Source organism: Pseudomonas sp. Root569 (genome assembly GCF_001427465.1).
In the GTDB taxonomy this organism is placed as follows: domain Bacteria; phylum Pseudomonadota; class Gammaproteobacteria; order Pseudomonadales; family Pseudomonadaceae; genus Aquipseudomonas; species Aquipseudomonas synxantha.
The window spans coordinates 20,710-34,347 of record NZ_LMGQ01000001.1 but is presented as its reverse complement, the minus strand read 5'-3'; the positions used below and the strand labels follow the sequence as shown (position 1 = coordinate 34,347).

14 protein-coding genes are annotated in these 13,638 nt (G+C 55.3%); 9 read left to right on the top strand and 5 right to left on the bottom strand.

Going from position 1 to position 13,638, the window contains the following annotated elements; genetic code table 11:
* Window positions 1-6: 6 nt before the first annotated feature.
* The 5 genes from ASD70_RS00215 to ASD70_RS00195 all read left to right on the top strand — a co-directional run bounded on the left by ASD70_RS00215 (window position 7) and on the right by ASD70_RS00195 (window position 3,297).
* Window positions 7-852: a phage tail protein gene (locus ASD70_RS00215; protein ID WP_056845382.1), complete on the top strand. Its 846-nt coding sequence runs from the start codon at window positions 7-9 to the stop codon at window positions 850-852.
* Window positions 827-1,033: a tail protein X gene (locus ASD70_RS00210; protein WP_056845381.1), complete on the top strand. Its 207-nt coding sequence runs from the start codon at window positions 827-829 to the stop codon at window positions 1,031-1,033. Before ASD70_RS00215 ends, ASD70_RS00210 begins: the two co-directional genes overlap by 26 nt.
* Before the next feature lie 81 nt (window positions 1,034-1,114).
* Window positions 1,115-2,155 (top strand): phage late control D family protein, encoded by a 1,041-nt coding sequence (locus tag ASD70_RS00205; RefSeq protein WP_056845380.1) that lies wholly within the window; start codon window positions 1,115-1,117, stop codon window positions 2,153-2,155.
* A gap of 48 nt (window positions 2,156-2,203) precedes the next feature.
* Window positions 2,204-2,767, top strand: a complete 564-nt coding sequence (locus ASD70_RS00200) for a glycoside hydrolase family 19 protein (protein WP_056845379.1) — start codon at window positions 2,204-2,206, stop codon at window positions 2,765-2,767.
* A complete protein-coding gene (locus ASD70_RS00195) occupies window positions 2,749-3,297 on the top strand; it encodes a lysis system i-spanin subunit Rz (RefSeq protein ID WP_056845378.1) in 549 nt (182 codons plus the stop codon). Before ASD70_RS00200 ends, ASD70_RS00195 begins: the two co-directional genes overlap by 19 nt.
* Here the strand turns inward: ASD70_RS00195 and ASD70_RS00190 are convergent, their stop codons facing one another.
* The gene (locus ASD70_RS00190) at window positions 3,298-3,834 is read right to left on the bottom strand and encodes a hypothetical protein (RefSeq protein WP_056845377.1); all 537 of its coding nucleotides are present in this window, start codon (window positions 3,832-3,834) and stop codon (window positions 3,298-3,300) included. It abuts the gene before it with no gap.
* Window positions 3,835-4,025: 191 nt separating this feature from the next.
* Between ASD70_RS00190 and ASD70_RS00185 the strand changes: the two genes are divergently transcribed.
* The gene (locus tag ASD70_RS00185; protein ID WP_056845376.1) at window positions 4,026-4,820 is read left to right on the top strand and encodes a DNA adenine methylase; all 795 of its coding nucleotides are present in this window, start codon (window positions 4,026-4,028) and stop codon (window positions 4,818-4,820) included.
* Window positions 4,821-4,825: 5 nt separating this feature from the next.
* Here ASD70_RS00185 and ASD70_RS00180 read toward each other — a convergent pair whose 3' ends face one another.
* Complete coding sequence (locus tag ASD70_RS00180; protein ID WP_056845375.1) at window positions 4,826-5,527, bottom strand: SOS response-associated peptidase family protein; 702 nt, start codon at window positions 5,525-5,527, stop codon at window positions 4,826-4,828.
* 101 nt (window positions 5,528-5,628) lie between these two features.
* Here ASD70_RS00180 and ASD70_RS00175 point away from each other — a divergent pair, with 101 nt between their 5' ends.
* Together ASD70_RS00175 and umuC are read left to right on the top strand one after the other, a co-directional pair.
* Window positions 5,629-6,054: a LexA family protein gene (locus ASD70_RS00175; protein ID WP_056845374.1), complete on the top strand. Its 426-nt coding sequence runs from the start codon at window positions 5,629-5,631 to the stop codon at window positions 6,052-6,054.
* Window positions 6,047-7,324, top strand: a complete 1,278-nt coding sequence (gene umuC / locus ASD70_RS00170; RefSeq protein ID WP_056845373.1) for a translesion error-prone DNA polymerase V subunit UmuC — start codon at window positions 6,047-6,049, stop codon at window positions 7,322-7,324. Before ASD70_RS00175 ends, umuC begins: the two co-directional genes overlap by 8 nt.
* A 48-nt stretch (window positions 7,325-7,372) precedes the next feature.
* Here the strand turns inward: umuC and ASD70_RS00165 are convergent, their stop codons facing one another.
* The 3 genes from ASD70_RS00165 to ASD70_RS00155 all read right to left on the bottom strand — a co-directional run bounded on the left by ASD70_RS00165 (window position 7,373) and on the right by ASD70_RS00155 (window position 10,522).
* Window positions 7,373-8,278, bottom strand: a complete 906-nt coding sequence (locus tag ASD70_RS00165; protein ID WP_056845372.1) for a DUF3800 domain-containing protein — start codon at window positions 8,276-8,278, stop codon at window positions 7,373-7,375.
* Window positions 8,279-8,643: 365 nt separating this feature from the next.
* On the bottom strand, window positions 8,644-9,534 hold the full coding sequence (locus ASD70_RS00160) for a hypothetical protein (RefSeq protein WP_156382899.1): 891 nt from the start codon (window positions 9,532-9,534) through the stop codon (window positions 8,644-8,646).
* 748 nt (window positions 9,535-10,282) lie between these two features.
* Window positions 10,283-10,522, bottom strand: coding sequence for a DUF3077 domain-containing protein (locus tag ASD70_RS00155; protein WP_056845370.1), 240 nt, complete (start codon window positions 10,520-10,522; stop codon window positions 10,283-10,285).
* Window positions 10,523-10,937: 415 nt separating this feature from the next.
* On the opposite strand from ASD70_RS00155, the gene ASD70_RS00150 reads away from it, so the two are divergent.
* The gene (locus ASD70_RS00150; protein ID WP_056845369.1) at window positions 10,938-13,625 is read left to right on the top strand and encodes a phosphoenolpyruvate carboxylase; all 2,688 of its coding nucleotides are present in this window, start codon (window positions 10,938-10,940) and stop codon (window positions 13,623-13,625) included.
* The last annotated feature ends 13 nt before the right edge of the window (window positions 13,626-13,638 follow it).

Genomic DNA, 13,638 nt, shown 5'->3' with positions numbered 1-13,638 from the left:
GGGACCATGGAATATCTGGAGCAGATGCAGTCCGGCTTCAAATACCTGGTCAGCGCGGGGGAGGCGGGCCGGCGTAGCCTGGACGGGATGCTAGGGCCGGTGAATGGCGCGATCAGCGAGATCACTGGTGCCGCCGCTGAACTCGAAAACGTGCCATTCATCCCCGACGGTGTCGGGGAAAAGCTGCAACGGGTCATGCGTGGCGTCGGTGCGGCTCAGGCCAAGGTCGGCGCCGTGGTCGAAACCTACAGCCGGGCTTCACGGGCGGCGTCGCAGATTGATGAACGCTTGGGTGTTCTGAGGGAGCAAGCTGCCAAGGCCGGCGCCGCGATCAATCAGGTGGCGGGCAAGGTCAGTCCATCGCTTGCAAACATCTTCCCGACCGAAGCGCTGGGGCTATCACAGACGCCACTCGCTGAGGCCGTGAAGCCGTTCCCGCACCTGCTGATCATCCAGCCGCTCAAGCCCAACACCCAGCCTTACTACTTCAACCTGGATACGGCGGCCTTCGACGAGTTGCGCCGGCAGACGGAGTTTCGCTGGGCGTCGCAAGAACGTCTCAGCCGTCGGCCGGCGCAACAGGCAATCGGAATGGGCGAGGAGAAAATGACCCTCAAAGGCCAGATCTTTCCTGGCTTCAAGGGAGGGCTCAAGCAACTGGACACCTTGCGCAGCATTGGCGCCCAATTGCTGCCATTGACCCTTACCACCGGTTACGGCGAAGTGCTGGGCACCTGGTGCCTGAAGAACCTCGACGAAGAACAGAGCGCGCTGCTGCAAGGTGGGATTCCGCGTAAACAAGTATTCACTCTGGAGTTCGTTCGTTATGGCGATGACCTGCAGAACGTCTGACGGCGATGTGCTGGATACACTCTGTAACCAGTTTTACGGGCATCTCAACGGCACCGTGGAGGCGGTGCTGGCCCACAACCAAGGCCTGGCCGACCAGCCGCAACCGCTCAAGGCTGGGTTGCTGATTGTCTTCCCGGACCTTCCGCCGGTCACGGACGAAACCGTGCAGTTGTGGGATTGATAAAGGTGCTTTGCATCTGCTGAGCATCTATTTCTGACAAAGCCTCGCACTGCGGGGCTTTGTCGTTTCTAGGGTAGCGAGATGAAACCAACGTTTAGAATCGTCGCTGACGGGACCGACATCACGGCCCTGATCAACGACCGCCTGCTGTCCCTGCGCACCGTCGACAAACCCGGCATGGAGTCGGATGACTTCGAGCTGCGTATCGACGACCGCGATGGTGCGGTGTCACTGCCCAAGCGCGGTGCCGGCATTGAGATCTACCTGGGCTACGCCGGCAACAGCCTGACGCGCCTGGGCCGATATATCGTGGATGAGGTCGAAGCATCCGGCCCGCCGGATACCATCGTGATTCGCGGTAAAGCTAGCGACATGCGCGGATCTGGCAAAACCACCCGCACCGGTAGCTGGGAAAACGTCACTCTCGCGCAGATCGTCGCCGACGTGGCCGCTCGCAACGGCTGGCAACCGGTCTGTTCCATTACCACGGTGGTGCCTCGGGTCGACCAGATCGGCGAATCCGACTTCAACTTCATCACTCGCTTATCCAAGCAATACGACTGCACCGCCAAGGTCGCCGACGGCAAGCTGTTGGTGATGCAGCGTCAAGCGGGCCAGAGCGCGAGCGGCAAAACCCTCGGCGTGGTCACCATCAAGAAAAGCGATGTCAGCCGTTGGCAGTTTCGTTTCGCTGATCGCACCACGCAAAAGGCGGTCAAGACACGCTACCAGGACAAAAAGAACGGCGAGCTGGTGACCCTGGAGCTGGGCAACGATGACGCCCCGGAAGGCATGCCGCCGGTACATACAGACCGACATATCCATCCCAACAAATCTGCAGCGGAACAGGCCGCCAAGGCACGGCTGAATGCGTTCAACCGTTCTTCTGCGGCAGTTCGGCTGGAGATGGTGGGGCGCACCGACTTGTTTGCCGAGCGCCATATCAACGCTCAAGGCTTCAAGGACGGATTAGATGGGGCCTTTCTCGTGGACTCGGTGGAACAGGTGTTCACCCAGGCCGGCTGGTCCACCACGGTCGAGTGCAATGCCGGCAAGAAAGGCAAAGCCAAGGCCAAAGGGAAGAAAGAGAAAAAGCCGCTCACCGTGCTGACGGTGCCGTGATCGCTTAACGCACTTGCCCGATCCGCAACGATAAACTCAGGAGGCGTCATGCCCATCACCGAGCAACAACTTCAACGCATCATGCCCAACGCCCGCCGCCAAGCGGGCGTTTTTGTATCTGCCTTAAACGCAGCGATGACCAACAGGAAGATCGATACACCCAAACGCCAGGCCGCATTCCTCGCCCAGGTCGGACACGAGTCGGGTCAGCTGCAGTACGTACGCGAACTGGGCAGCGATCAGTACCTCAGTAAATACGACACTGGCTCTCTGGCGGCCAAGCTCGGTAATACTCCGGAAGCTGACGGGGATGGTCAGCGCTACCGGGGCCGTGGGCTGATCCAGGTCACCGGTCATGACAACTACCTGCGCTGCAGCCTGGCGCTGTTCGGCGATGAGCGATTGTTGCGCACACCGGAACTGCTCGAGCAGCCGCAATGGGCGGCAGAGTCGGCGGCATGGTTCTGGTCGGTGAACGGGCTGAATGCCCTAGCGGATCAGGAGCAGTTCAACACCATCACCCGCCGGATCAATGGCGGCCTCAACGGCCTGGAGGATCGGCTGCTGCTCTGGGGCAGGGCGAGGGCAGTGTTATGCGTCTCTTCGACCTGATTCCTGCGCAGTTTCGAATCGCTGTCGTCGGCGGCTTGTTGCTGATGGTCGCCGCCGGATCCGCGGCGTTGGCCTGGACTGCGCAGGACTGGCGTTATGGCCGTGTGTTGGAGCGCCAGGCCCGGCTGCAGGCGGACACCCTCAACGAGATATCCAAAGCGTCTGCTGACCTGCAGCGCATCGAGCAGGAAAAACGCCTGGCCCTGGAACTACGCCTGCAGAACAAAGACGAAACCCACCACAAGGAACTGACCGATGAGCAAACCAAGCAGGCTCGCCTGCGTGATCGCCTGGCTACTGCTGATCTGCGGCTGTCAGCCGTACTCGCAGCCACCGAAACCACCGGCAACTGTGCAATGCCAACCACCCCCGCCTCCGGCCGCGTGGTTCATGGCACCACAAGAGCCCAACTTGACCCAGCGCATGCTCAACGAATTATCGGAATCACCGATGCCGGCGACCAAGGATTGATTGCGCTTAAAGCTTGCCAAGCTTACGTTACGACGATATCCCTCCGGCACCATGAATGATTACTTTAAGCTAGGGCTAAACTTAATAGGGTTTTTTATATATGGTCTGGTGGTTTGCTCTATTAACGTATCTTTCCCAAGGGCGAGCGCGCAATTAGTAAGGGTGAGTGAAAGTATCATCACGATTAATGTCATGATTTGCTGGCTGTTGATCGTAATAATATCAGTGGTCAGCCCTAATACTAAAACTCCAAGTGTTGCACCTAAGCCAGTTCTGGTGATAGTAAGAAATCCTGCTCCTACTTCTGCGATGTTTTTATGGATAAAATTAAAGGTGTCTATGCTTTTGTCAGAGCTGAACCGTATACCATACTTAATGATAAATACTAGGGCGTAAGGAGCAATAAGATATGCCGAGTACTGAATTAGTGGGCCGATTGCAAGGATACCTTGTACGATTTCATTAACATCTTTTTCGGTAGAGCTAAAGAATACAGTCGGTAGAGTTCCCAATAGAGAGGCTAAGATAAATTCGCTTGGAAATTTACTTATTAAAGCAATCGTATCCCTTTTGAAATTGCTAGGTTTTTTGTTCATTGGCGAGATCCCCGAGGGTGCGCGATGAAATGATTTTGTAAAAAGGAACGAGCCGGATGGATGCGTCAACATTCATACCGGCTCGCCAAACCCGCAGACCAACCCTGCAAGCCCGGCCATGGCTCCTGCCTTGTGCACAAAGCACGGCGAGCCTAGCACCTGTTCATCCATACAGTAAAGGTCTTGCACCCATGTCCACACCCATCGTCCCTTGGATGGGCGGTAAACGCCGTCTGGCCGACCGTCTTATCCCGCTATTCCCACCTCACGAGTGCTACGTTGAAGTCTTTGCCGGTGGCGCCGCGCTCTATTTCATGCGTCCCCAGGCAGCGCCGGTCGAGGTCCTCAATGACATCAACGGCGACCTGGTGACGCTCTACCGCGTAGTGCAGAATCACCTAGAAGAATTCGTCCGCCAGTTCAAGTGGGCGCTCAGTTCCCGGCAGGTGTTCGAGTGGCAGAAGATGACCCGCCCAGAAACCCTCACCGACATCCAGCGCGCCGCCCGATTCTTTTACCTGCAGCACCATGCCTTCGCCGGCAAAGTGACGGGGCAGACGTTCGGAACTGCAACGACCGGCCCAGCCATCAACCTGCTGCGGATTGAGGAGAACTTGTCTGCAGCGTGGCAGCGGTTGTCCGGCACTTATGTTGAAAACCTGGGCTGGCTTGAATGTGCCGAGCGGTATGACCGTGCCCATACCTTCCACTACATGGATCCACCTTACTGGCAGACCGCCGGCTACGGCGTGGACTTTCCTTTTGAGAATTACGAGCGCATGGCCGATTTTATGCGGCGCTGCAAAGGCAAGGTGATGGTCAGCATCAACGATCACCCTGATATCCGGCGAGTATTTGAGGGGCTTCACTTCGAGATGGTAGACATTCGATACACCACATCCAACCAACGGCAAGGAAAGAGTGAGGTTAGCGGTGAATTGGTGATCATGAACTGGGAGCCAGCCGCATTGGGAGGACTGTTCTGATAGCGTCAAACATCCCTGGGTGGTACAGGCAGCAGTAAGTCAGCCCCCTGGTTTTTCACACTCCCCACTGCTTTGCCAACGGCATACCACTCAAAGTCCTCCACAGGCTGGCAACATTCCTTTGCTATCTCCTCGGCCCGGGCTGGAGTAAGGTAGGGATCGATCCATTCCCTGGCGCGCTCAGGTGTCAGCACCAACGGCTTGCGGTCGTGGATGTCCACCATGCCCTGATCACTGGCGGCGGTGATGATTACAAACCCATCGCCGTCGTGGGGATCTAGGCCAGGATGAACTTGGGCGAGCGCGCCAAAGAACATGGGCTTCTGACTCTTCAGGCGAATGAAGTAGGGCTGCTTTCTCTTCGGATCGTCAGGGTCTTTGACCCATTCGTACCACCCCTCACTCGGCACCAGGGCTCGGCCATTCGGCCAAAGTTGCTTGAAGAACTTCCCGGTGGTGACCGTCTCCACACGGGCGTTGATTGGATCGGGGCGCTTGCCCTTGGCCCAGGACGGCGCCCATCCCCATTTGACTGCATCGATATGCAGCCCATCCTCTGCAGCATGCAGTAACTGAACCCGTGTTGTCGGTGCGACGTTGTAGCAATCAATAGGCTGAGCGTCGTAACCGCTGAACAGCTCTATCTGGGGGCTCAGTTCTTCAATGAAGATCGCCATCCCTTCGTACTGCACGAATCGACCGCACATACGCACCTCTCCGCCTGTCGAAATCCCCTACAGAAAAATTGACCGCAAGCATCCTACAAAGTTAACTGTACATTCGTACAGTATATGTAAAAGGCCGCATCATGAGCTTCACCATTCTAGGTCCTATCGCTGAGGCAGGCGCGAAGCTGCCTATGTGTTCGTTCCAGGTCCCAGCCGGTTTTCCATCGCCGGCAGCGGATCATATTGAGCAGCACATCTCATTGGATGAGGTTCTGAATATCCGCGCACCGCATGTGTACCTGGTAGCAATCACCGGGGAAAGCATGCAAGGGATTGGTATCTTCGAAGGTGACCTCGCGGTGGTGGATCGTGCCATTGAGCCTGCTCATGGGCATGTGGTGGTGGCGCTGCTGAACAATGAGCCCGTCTGCAAGCGCCTATGTAAGCGCGGCCGGGAGGTGATCCTCCTATCAGAGAACCCTAAATTTCCGGCGCGTTACGTTCTTGAAGGGGATGAGCTGTCAATCTGGGGTGTAATCACCAGCACAGTGCGCAGCCATGTCTAAGCAAGAACCGACCTTTGCGCTAATCGACTGCAACAGCTTCTATGCCAGCTGCGAGCGGGTGTTCCGGCCGGATCTGGTGAAGGTGCCCATCGTGGTGCTGAGCAATAACGATGGATGTGTCATCGCACGCAGCTACGACGCGAAGCCCTTCATCAAGATGGGCGAGCCGTATTTCCAGATCAAGCACAAGCTCAAGCAGCACGGCATTGTGCCGTTTTCCTCCAACTATGCGCTGTACGGCGACATGAGCGAGCGGGTGATGAGCCTGATCGAGGCGTTGGTGCCGGCAGTTGAGGTGTACAGCATTGATGAGGCATTCGCCGATCTTACCGGTATAAGCGGGCTGGATGCTTTAGGCCGGCAGATTCGGGCCCAGGTGCTTCGCTGTACGGGCATCCCTGTCGGAGTAGGTATCGCTCACACCAAGACGCTGGCGAAGCTGGCAAATCACACCGCGAAGCGCCTGCAGTCCCAAACCGGTGGCGTGGTGAACATCACCGATCCGGTTAAGCGTGACTGGGTGCTACGCAATACGGATGTGGCAGAAGTGTGGGGCGTCGGCCGAAAGATGAAACTCCATCTCGGTGCCCTGGGCATCATGTCGGCCATGGACCTGGCTAAGGCAGACCCGTGGACGCTTCGTAAAAAGTTCAGCGTAGTGATCGAGAAGACGGCAAGGGAGCTGGCCGGTACGCCTTGTCTGGAGCTGGACGAACCCGATCCGCCAAAGCAGGAGATCTGCTGCAGTCGTATGTTCGGCAAGCGGTTGACGGAGCTGCCTCCTATAAAAGAAGCGGTGGCCACGTACATGATGCGAGCCTCTGAGAAGCTCCGCGCCCAGAATTCGCTGTGTAAGAAGGTGCGCGTGAGCATCCGTACCGGCATGTTCAATCCGGAAGAGGCGAAATACGCCAACGGTGTGGTGGTAGATATGCCTTACCCCACTGACGACGTTCGCCTGCTCACCCAGGCGGCGGTAGGGGCGCTTGATCGTATATTTCGATCAGGCTTCAAATATAGCAAGGCCGAGGTGATGCTGATCGACCTATGCCAGCCAGGCGAGTACACCGATGACCTGTTCGCTAAATCACAGCCGGCAGAGTCAACTAGGGTGATGACAGTTCTGGATCAGATCAACGAACGGTGGGGTAGGGGGACACTGCGATCAGCCAGTGTGCCCGTCAACCCTGAATGGGGTATGCGGCGAGAGATGATGAGCCAAAGCTATACAACGCGGCTTGATCAGCTTTGGTCGGTTGCCTGCGATTAGTTTCAGTTTTCGAAAATCCCTGATCTAGGATTTTGTGAATCGCGTGATCTACACAGCCCCATCATTGGAGCTGGCTTGTAGTGGCGCGGCCACTTGTGAAGGTACTAGAGGTTGTGGTTGGGGGAAAATTGAGGTCCGTCGACCATGCGGGTCGTCCACGGTAATTCCCCACCTCCGTTGGCCGTTCTCTGCGCAGTGATATTGCATAGCCTTGATGCGTTTGGAATATCGCTGAACGATCGAGTCGTAATTTGGATGGGTGTGAACGTTGTTGAAAGTACCATCACAAACAATGCGGCCAGCGATAGGGTAAAGGATGGTTGAACAGATCAGGTCCGCAATTTGCAGGCAGGCGTGGTTGTCGCTGATACCGAAGACTGCGGCTTCCTCAATAGATGGATAGGCATCTCCGCCTTTGCCCAGTTTGTGCTTTTGAGTAAAGATTGAGTGAGCCACATACCGGTTGCGCGCAGGGTCGCGAAAATCCGCGATGATCATGCCTCGGGATTCTTGGTCAATTAGAAAATGCTGGAACCGCTTCGCGATGTTTTGAGCGGTGATGGTGTATACAGAACGGTCATCAAGAGCTTGACCGTACTTCTTGACCCAAACTCGCGCTACTAGCTTGATGCCGTGAGCTTTGCATATGCTCAGAACGCCATCGATAAATTTGAAGTGATGCTCGATCCGTGGATTGGTCACGGGGTGTCGTCTTACATCGCTCCTCAAGTCCGACCCTTTAATTTCCTTGAGTAGCACGTTAAGGGCGTGCTTCTCATCCTTGAAGAGCTTGGGATAGAACCGGCGTTTAAGGCTGATGAACTCATCGGTGATTCTGCTGATGCGTTGCGCATCCACAAAAAGCCCTGCAACGATCAACATAGGCTGCTTATCGTCAACGTTGCTTTGGACAGGTTGTGAATCGCCGGACTCGTCGATATAGCAGATATGCATTCACAACCCTCAGAAATAGAACAGCCACCTTAAAGGTGGCTGTGGTCTGCATGCGCAGTATATTGCATCGGACTTAACCGACACTTTGGTCAACCGTTCAACGGCTGTGCACATATATTGAGCACAGCCAATCACCTTGTCAACCCTTGTGGATGCTTGCGATCCGGGCTAGGTGCTGAATCGGCAGAGGATAGAAAATGTGCATAATCGTTGCTCTGACAGGACTCTGTATATGTAAACAGTATATTGAGGGCTCAGTCATGGCTTACCTAATCCGACGAAGAGCTGGTCGGCAGTCTAGGAAGCCACCACTGCAAGAAAAAACTAGGCGAAGAACCAACTGTCGCCCTCCCGCGGACAGGGTTTTATTTACGCTGCCACCATTTCGAGCTTGCCTTTTGGACGGTGACGAAGCCTGATAGCCAATCAACGTAATCTTCGTCTTTCGGGACCAAGCCATCCTGACGCGGCTTTTCAAAGTCTGTAGTTGAGATCCTTGGTGGGTTTCCCCTCAGTCGCGATTTGTAGCGTTTTTTGAGTGTCTCACCATGATCCCGCAAATCCTCACATAACTTAATGCTGAAAAAAATCATGTCATCCGTATAGAGAGAAATGGCTTCTACCGAATTACCGTACTCTTGGTTTGTGTGGGTTTCACCATACGACACGCCTAGGTACATATGGTGGAAAGAGGCTCCTTCAGGAAAGTCATTGTTTTTGAAAGCGTTCAGAAGCTCGTTTCGCTTGGATAAAGCTCCATTCAGATTTCCCACAGAATCAGCAAGTGCGGTCACAACTGCAATTGTCCGTCCCACGGCAGAAAGGCGGTTCAGGACGATATCTTGGAGTTTAGCGATTGGAGGAGAAATTTCCGGAAAAAACAGAAAGTTAGGTTTTACTTCGAAAGGAGTATTTGCTGCAATTTTGCGTTCATAGATTTTTTCTTTATGCGCCTCAAAACTCTTCAGATCGTTAAGGTAATCGCTCTTCAGGGCTCTAACGTGCTGTTTTTTTAGTGCCATAGCTTGGGCGGCCATACCTATTGCGAGCGATATCACCGCGTTCGTAGCTTGAAATTCCTTTACTAATTCATCTCTGAATTTGCCTTTTTCAGCGATGCGCTGCGCAGCTATCGCACCTGCGAAAGCGCCCGCCAGTGAAGTCGTGAAGGAAGAATTAGCAAAACCTTTGATGTTCTCCCATAAGGGGGATACGAGAGGGGAGAACTCTGCGATTACGGAGGCAATGTCGGACACGTACGAAAATCTCACATGGCGGTTTAGGTGTAAGGCGACGATTCGATCTGCCTCCAGTGTAGGCACACTCTACGAAAGCCATACATCCTACTCATGGATTTCGGGGGGGCATTTACAAAGTATTGGTTGGGCATTGCGACTGATAGTGATGGCTTGCTTCAAACGATCCCAGGAGGTCCCCAGATGTTAGTACTTAAAGCTAAACTCAGCTGACAGCCTTGAAGATATTGGCGTGCGTAAAGGGAATTAGGGTCTCGTTAAGAGCTTCGAAGGCTCGCTGATCTAAGAGACGTCGCATGTACAGTTAGAGCGTCGTTGGGGGTCCCGCAGGAAACAAAGCGAGTTTAGGCATATGTGGGGCAAAAATGGGGCAAACCGTACGCCAATCTATGCCATTCAATGCCCATCATGCGTTTATGCAACTTGCTGTGTACGAGCGTCAAAGCCCGCAACCACGGGCCTATCCCTCAAAGTCCCCCACATACCCCTACACAATCGGGGTGTGGGAGGACAGGTCTGAAGTGTTTTTACTCATTGGGTAGTAGGCAAATTCGTTGAAAGTGATGGGGCAAAGGGGGCGCTTGGCCCAGCATTTTTTGCGATGGCGGCAAGGTTAACACGCGAGGTCGGGGGTTCGCAGGTCGCAAACGGATAGGTAAAAAGCAAAAGCGGTGCGGCCCCGACATCCACCACTAAAGGAGCGGCGCCGCCACAGGTTAGCGGTTACCAGCCTTTTCTGTTTCGCGGCTTACTGAGTATTAACCGGCGAATCCAACACCTTCACCACATCATCAACCACCGTCTTGACCATTTCCTGCAAGTAATGCGAAGCCCAGGCGTAACGGTCCGTCTCCTTGGTCATCGCCGCATCTTCTGCGAGCAGCTTGGCGACGTGGAGGAGATTGGAGGTGTGGTGCAAAGCGTTTTGCAAGGAAACACCGCTGTTAACGCGTGAACCTGCTCTGGCTTTTAATAAAGTCGTGTTTATGAAGAATTGTTTAAGTTGCGCTCGTAGGTCGTGCCTTCGCGAGATTCTTCCTGGGGCGAGCGTTTTTGAGCGGGTGAATTTAATTTCGAATAATCAGGGTTTTAGAAAAAACATCCGCACTAAAACAGAATCATTGATGTAATTTTTATTAGCTTCCTATCATTTTTTCCTGAGTGTCTATTCCAAAAAGGTCTTTTGTTGAAAAATTCGGAGCATGTTTTATTGCTCACGGATGTAACAAATTGTTTCATTTTTTTGCCGTTTTTCGGTACCGACAAGGGGGCTTTCTGTCGGCGAACAGGTGATTTCCGTTCGTTACGACGCAGTGGGTTAAGCCTGGGACATTGATGATTTTGCGTGTGTCTGTTCGGCGCACTGCAAACAAGGGATTTGACAATTATCGAGGCTTGAACCCATGAATCATGTGATCAACTCCATACTGGAAAATGCATCAACTCGCCCCTCACTCGGTCATACCAACCCCGCGCTACTGCATGACGTCCTATGGCGAGCCCTGGAGCACGCACTCAAGGCCAACACGGATGATGCTTCCCACACTCCGCATGCCCGTGCCTGTCTCAGGATCTATGCTGAAATCGATACGCTGTCGTATCTGGACAAGGGTGATTCGAAATTGGCCGCAGCTCTGGGCAAGGCGTTCTTCGAATCGCGCTCCAGCAAAGACGTCGAGGCGTTCTGGAAGTTGTTACTGATCAAGCAACTGCTGTTCGAATTGTCGGTCAGGAGTGTGGCGACCCAGATTGCTTCGCAAGCCAGTCTGCCTCGTCAGTTGCTCACGCTCGATCCGCAGTTGATTGCAGCGCCTGCGGGAGTAAATATCAGCCTGGGAGTGCTGTGCAAAGAGACCGACCAGCTCAAGCATTCCGTTGTGCTGGTCTTGCAGAAACTGGCACAGCACGTCGAGGATCGTGGCCTGAAAAAGCCTCAAGTCACTGCGCAGCTCCTGCTGGAGTTGTACAACGCCGTGTGGTCGGGCAGTAATGGCTCCGATATCGAGTCACAGATTTTTTACGCCGACAGTGTGTATGACGCGTTGCCCGACGTGCATCACGCCCTGGGCCTGGCGCCGCAGGAAAAATGGCTGACCTTGTTCACCTGGTTATACGGCGACAAGGATGGCCGCCCCTATGACACCAACCAGCACACCGAAACCCTGGTGGTGGCGCTGGAAACGGCGCTGCGCAATCGCTACATCGCTGATATCGACAGTCTGATCAAGGACGGCGGCGCACGGCATCGCCTTGAAGAGATTCGTGCTCGCGTGGGCAAGGATCATCCCGAGCATTTCAAGCGTCCCGCCGAACTGATCGACGCACTGAGCAGCATCCGTTTTACCCAGCCCGCCGCCATCGACCGTCTGCTGCTGCGGGTGCATGCGTTTGGCTTTCACTATCTGGATATCGAGTTTCGTGAAAACGCCGAGATGTTCAGCAGCGTGGTCGATGAGATTCTTTCCAGCCAGTGGCTGGAAACCATCGGCCTGGGCCAGGGCCGGCACTATCACGAGCTGGATGAGCGTGCGCGTCAGGCCGCCCTTGAGGTCGCGCTGGAGGGCGGGGCTGCCCGGACGCCCGCTGCCCTGTGGCAGGAGTATTTGCAACGCACCACGCCGATTTACACCCGGAAAGCCGAGCAATATGCCGGCCAGGATTACATTGCGCTGATGGAGCAGGATCCGAGCTATATCCGCATGCACGATGCGCGCAATGCGGTGGAACGGTTTGAAATGATCGACCGTTATCGCGACCGGATGAAAATCCACGGGATCGCCGAGTACACCTCGGCCATCAGCGCGCTGGAGGTGCTGTTCCTGATGAAAGCGGCCCAGGTACGGGACGGGATTGACATCGCTTTGCAACCTGAAGACCTGGCAGGCGCCGAGCGCACGCTGGCCACGGTGCATGAGGTGTACGAAAACCCGGTGTACCGCCAGCACCTGGCAACGCGCGTCAACCGCCAATACATCACGTTTGGCCCCAGCGACACGGGCAAGCAAGGCGGCAAGGCCATGCATAAGCTGAACATGGCTATTGCCAATCAGCACAAGTTGATCGCGGCCCGCTACGGCATCGAGGTGGTCGTCCACGTCATCATGGGCGGGGAACACGCACGGTGTAATGGGGTGATCGCCGAAACCTTGCAGGAGTTCGGCGCGCTGGAGGGCCCGGAAACCCGCTTCATGCTGGCCGGCTGTGCGGAGATGCGCGCTCACCTGCTGACCCGCAACCAGTCCGTCAACTTTCTCAGCCAGTTGTACCGTATGCACGCCGAGCCCAAGCCGCAGCCGTCCGAGGAGGTCATTGCCGGCAGGGTTCAACGTTGGGGGGACGTGGTGCGCCGCTACCAGGCGACGTTCTTCGAGCATCCGGCGCTGCCTTCCCTGCTGCGGGACCTGGCGCGATTCGATGTGGTCAGGGCCACCGCCAAAGGCACCCGGCCGCCTTCTCGTATCTTCAACATCAAGGTGTTCGAGTCGCGTCCCGATGCCATTCGTGCGATTCCCTGGACCCGCGCTTTGCTGGCCGGTGGATTGCACAGCGAACTGATCGGCGTCGGGCAGTTTGCGCAAGAGCCGGCAACTTACTTGTCCAAGGCCTTCAACGAGGATGAGAGCTTTCACACCTACGTCAAAGGCATGGCCTACGCCATTGCGCGAACCGACCTCAAATGCGCCTGGCTGACCCTGACCGGCAGCATCCCGGAAAAGGCCCACATCCAGATGCTGGCGCAAGCCTTGAAGACCGAAGCCGTCGGCACCGCCGAACAGCTGCTGGCCAGCCTGCACCTGGAAGTGATTGAAGGTAAGCGCTTCGTGTACAAAGCCACCAACGGCACCGAGCCGGCGGATCCATGGAAAATCAAGGAAGGCAGCTTGCTCAACCTATGGCCCAGCCTCAGGGCCGAGGTCTACCTCAAGGAAAAGAACTTGCGAATCTATCGCTTGTTTCTGATCTACGCCAAAAGCAATCCCGCGTTCATCCAGTCGTCATCGCTGAATGATTTCTACAGCGGGTTCCTCGCGGCCGTGAGTACCGATGCAGGCTTGGTCGATCCCGCAAGCGCCCACCATTTCACCTGGTGATTAACCCCGATGC

What these genes read in the sequence shown, in the direction of transcription:
- ASD70_RS00215 (WP_056845382.1), top strand. Translation starts at nt 7, where the DNA reads ATGGAATATCTGGAGCAGATGCAGTCCGGCTTCAAATACCTGGTCAGC.
- ASD70_RS00210 (WP_056845381.1), top strand. Translation starts at nt 827, where the DNA reads ATGGCGATGACCTGCAGAACGTCTGACGGCGATGTGCTGGATACACTC.
- ASD70_RS00205 (WP_056845380.1), top strand. Translation starts at nt 1,115, where the DNA reads ATGAAACCAACGTTTAGAATCGTCGCTGACGGGACCGACATCACGGCC.
- ASD70_RS00200 (WP_056845379.1), top strand. Translation starts at nt 2,204, where the DNA reads ATGCCCATCACCGAGCAACAACTTCAACGCATCATGCCCAACGCCCGC.
- ASD70_RS00195 (WP_056845378.1), top strand. Translation starts at nt 2,749, where the DNA reads ATGCGTCTCTTCGACCTGATTCCTGCGCAGTTTCGAATCGCTGTCGTC.
- ASD70_RS00190 (WP_056845377.1), bottom strand. Translation starts at nt 3,834, where the DNA reads ATGAACAAAAAACCTAGCAATTTCAAAAGGGATACGATTGCTTTAATA.
- ASD70_RS00185 (WP_056845376.1), top strand. Translation starts at nt 4,026, where the DNA reads ATGTCCACACCCATCGTCCCTTGGATGGGCGGTAAACGCCGTCTGGCC.
- ASD70_RS00180 (WP_056845375.1), bottom strand. Translation starts at nt 5,527, where the DNA reads ATGTGCGGTCGATTCGTGCAGTACGAAGGGATGGCGATCTTCATTGAA.
- ASD70_RS00175 (WP_056845374.1), top strand. Translation starts at nt 5,629, where the DNA reads ATGAGCTTCACCATTCTAGGTCCTATCGCTGAGGCAGGCGCGAAGCTG.
- umuC (WP_056845373.1), top strand. Translation starts at nt 6,047, where the DNA reads ATGTCTAAGCAAGAACCGACCTTTGCGCTAATCGACTGCAACAGCTTC.
- ASD70_RS00165 (WP_056845372.1), bottom strand. Translation starts at nt 8,278, where the DNA reads ATGCATATCTGCTATATCGACGAGTCCGGCGATTCACAACCTGTCCAA.
- ASD70_RS00150 (WP_056845369.1), top strand. Translation starts at nt 10,938, where the DNA reads ATGAATCATGTGATCAACTCCATACTGGAAAATGCATCAACTCGCCCC.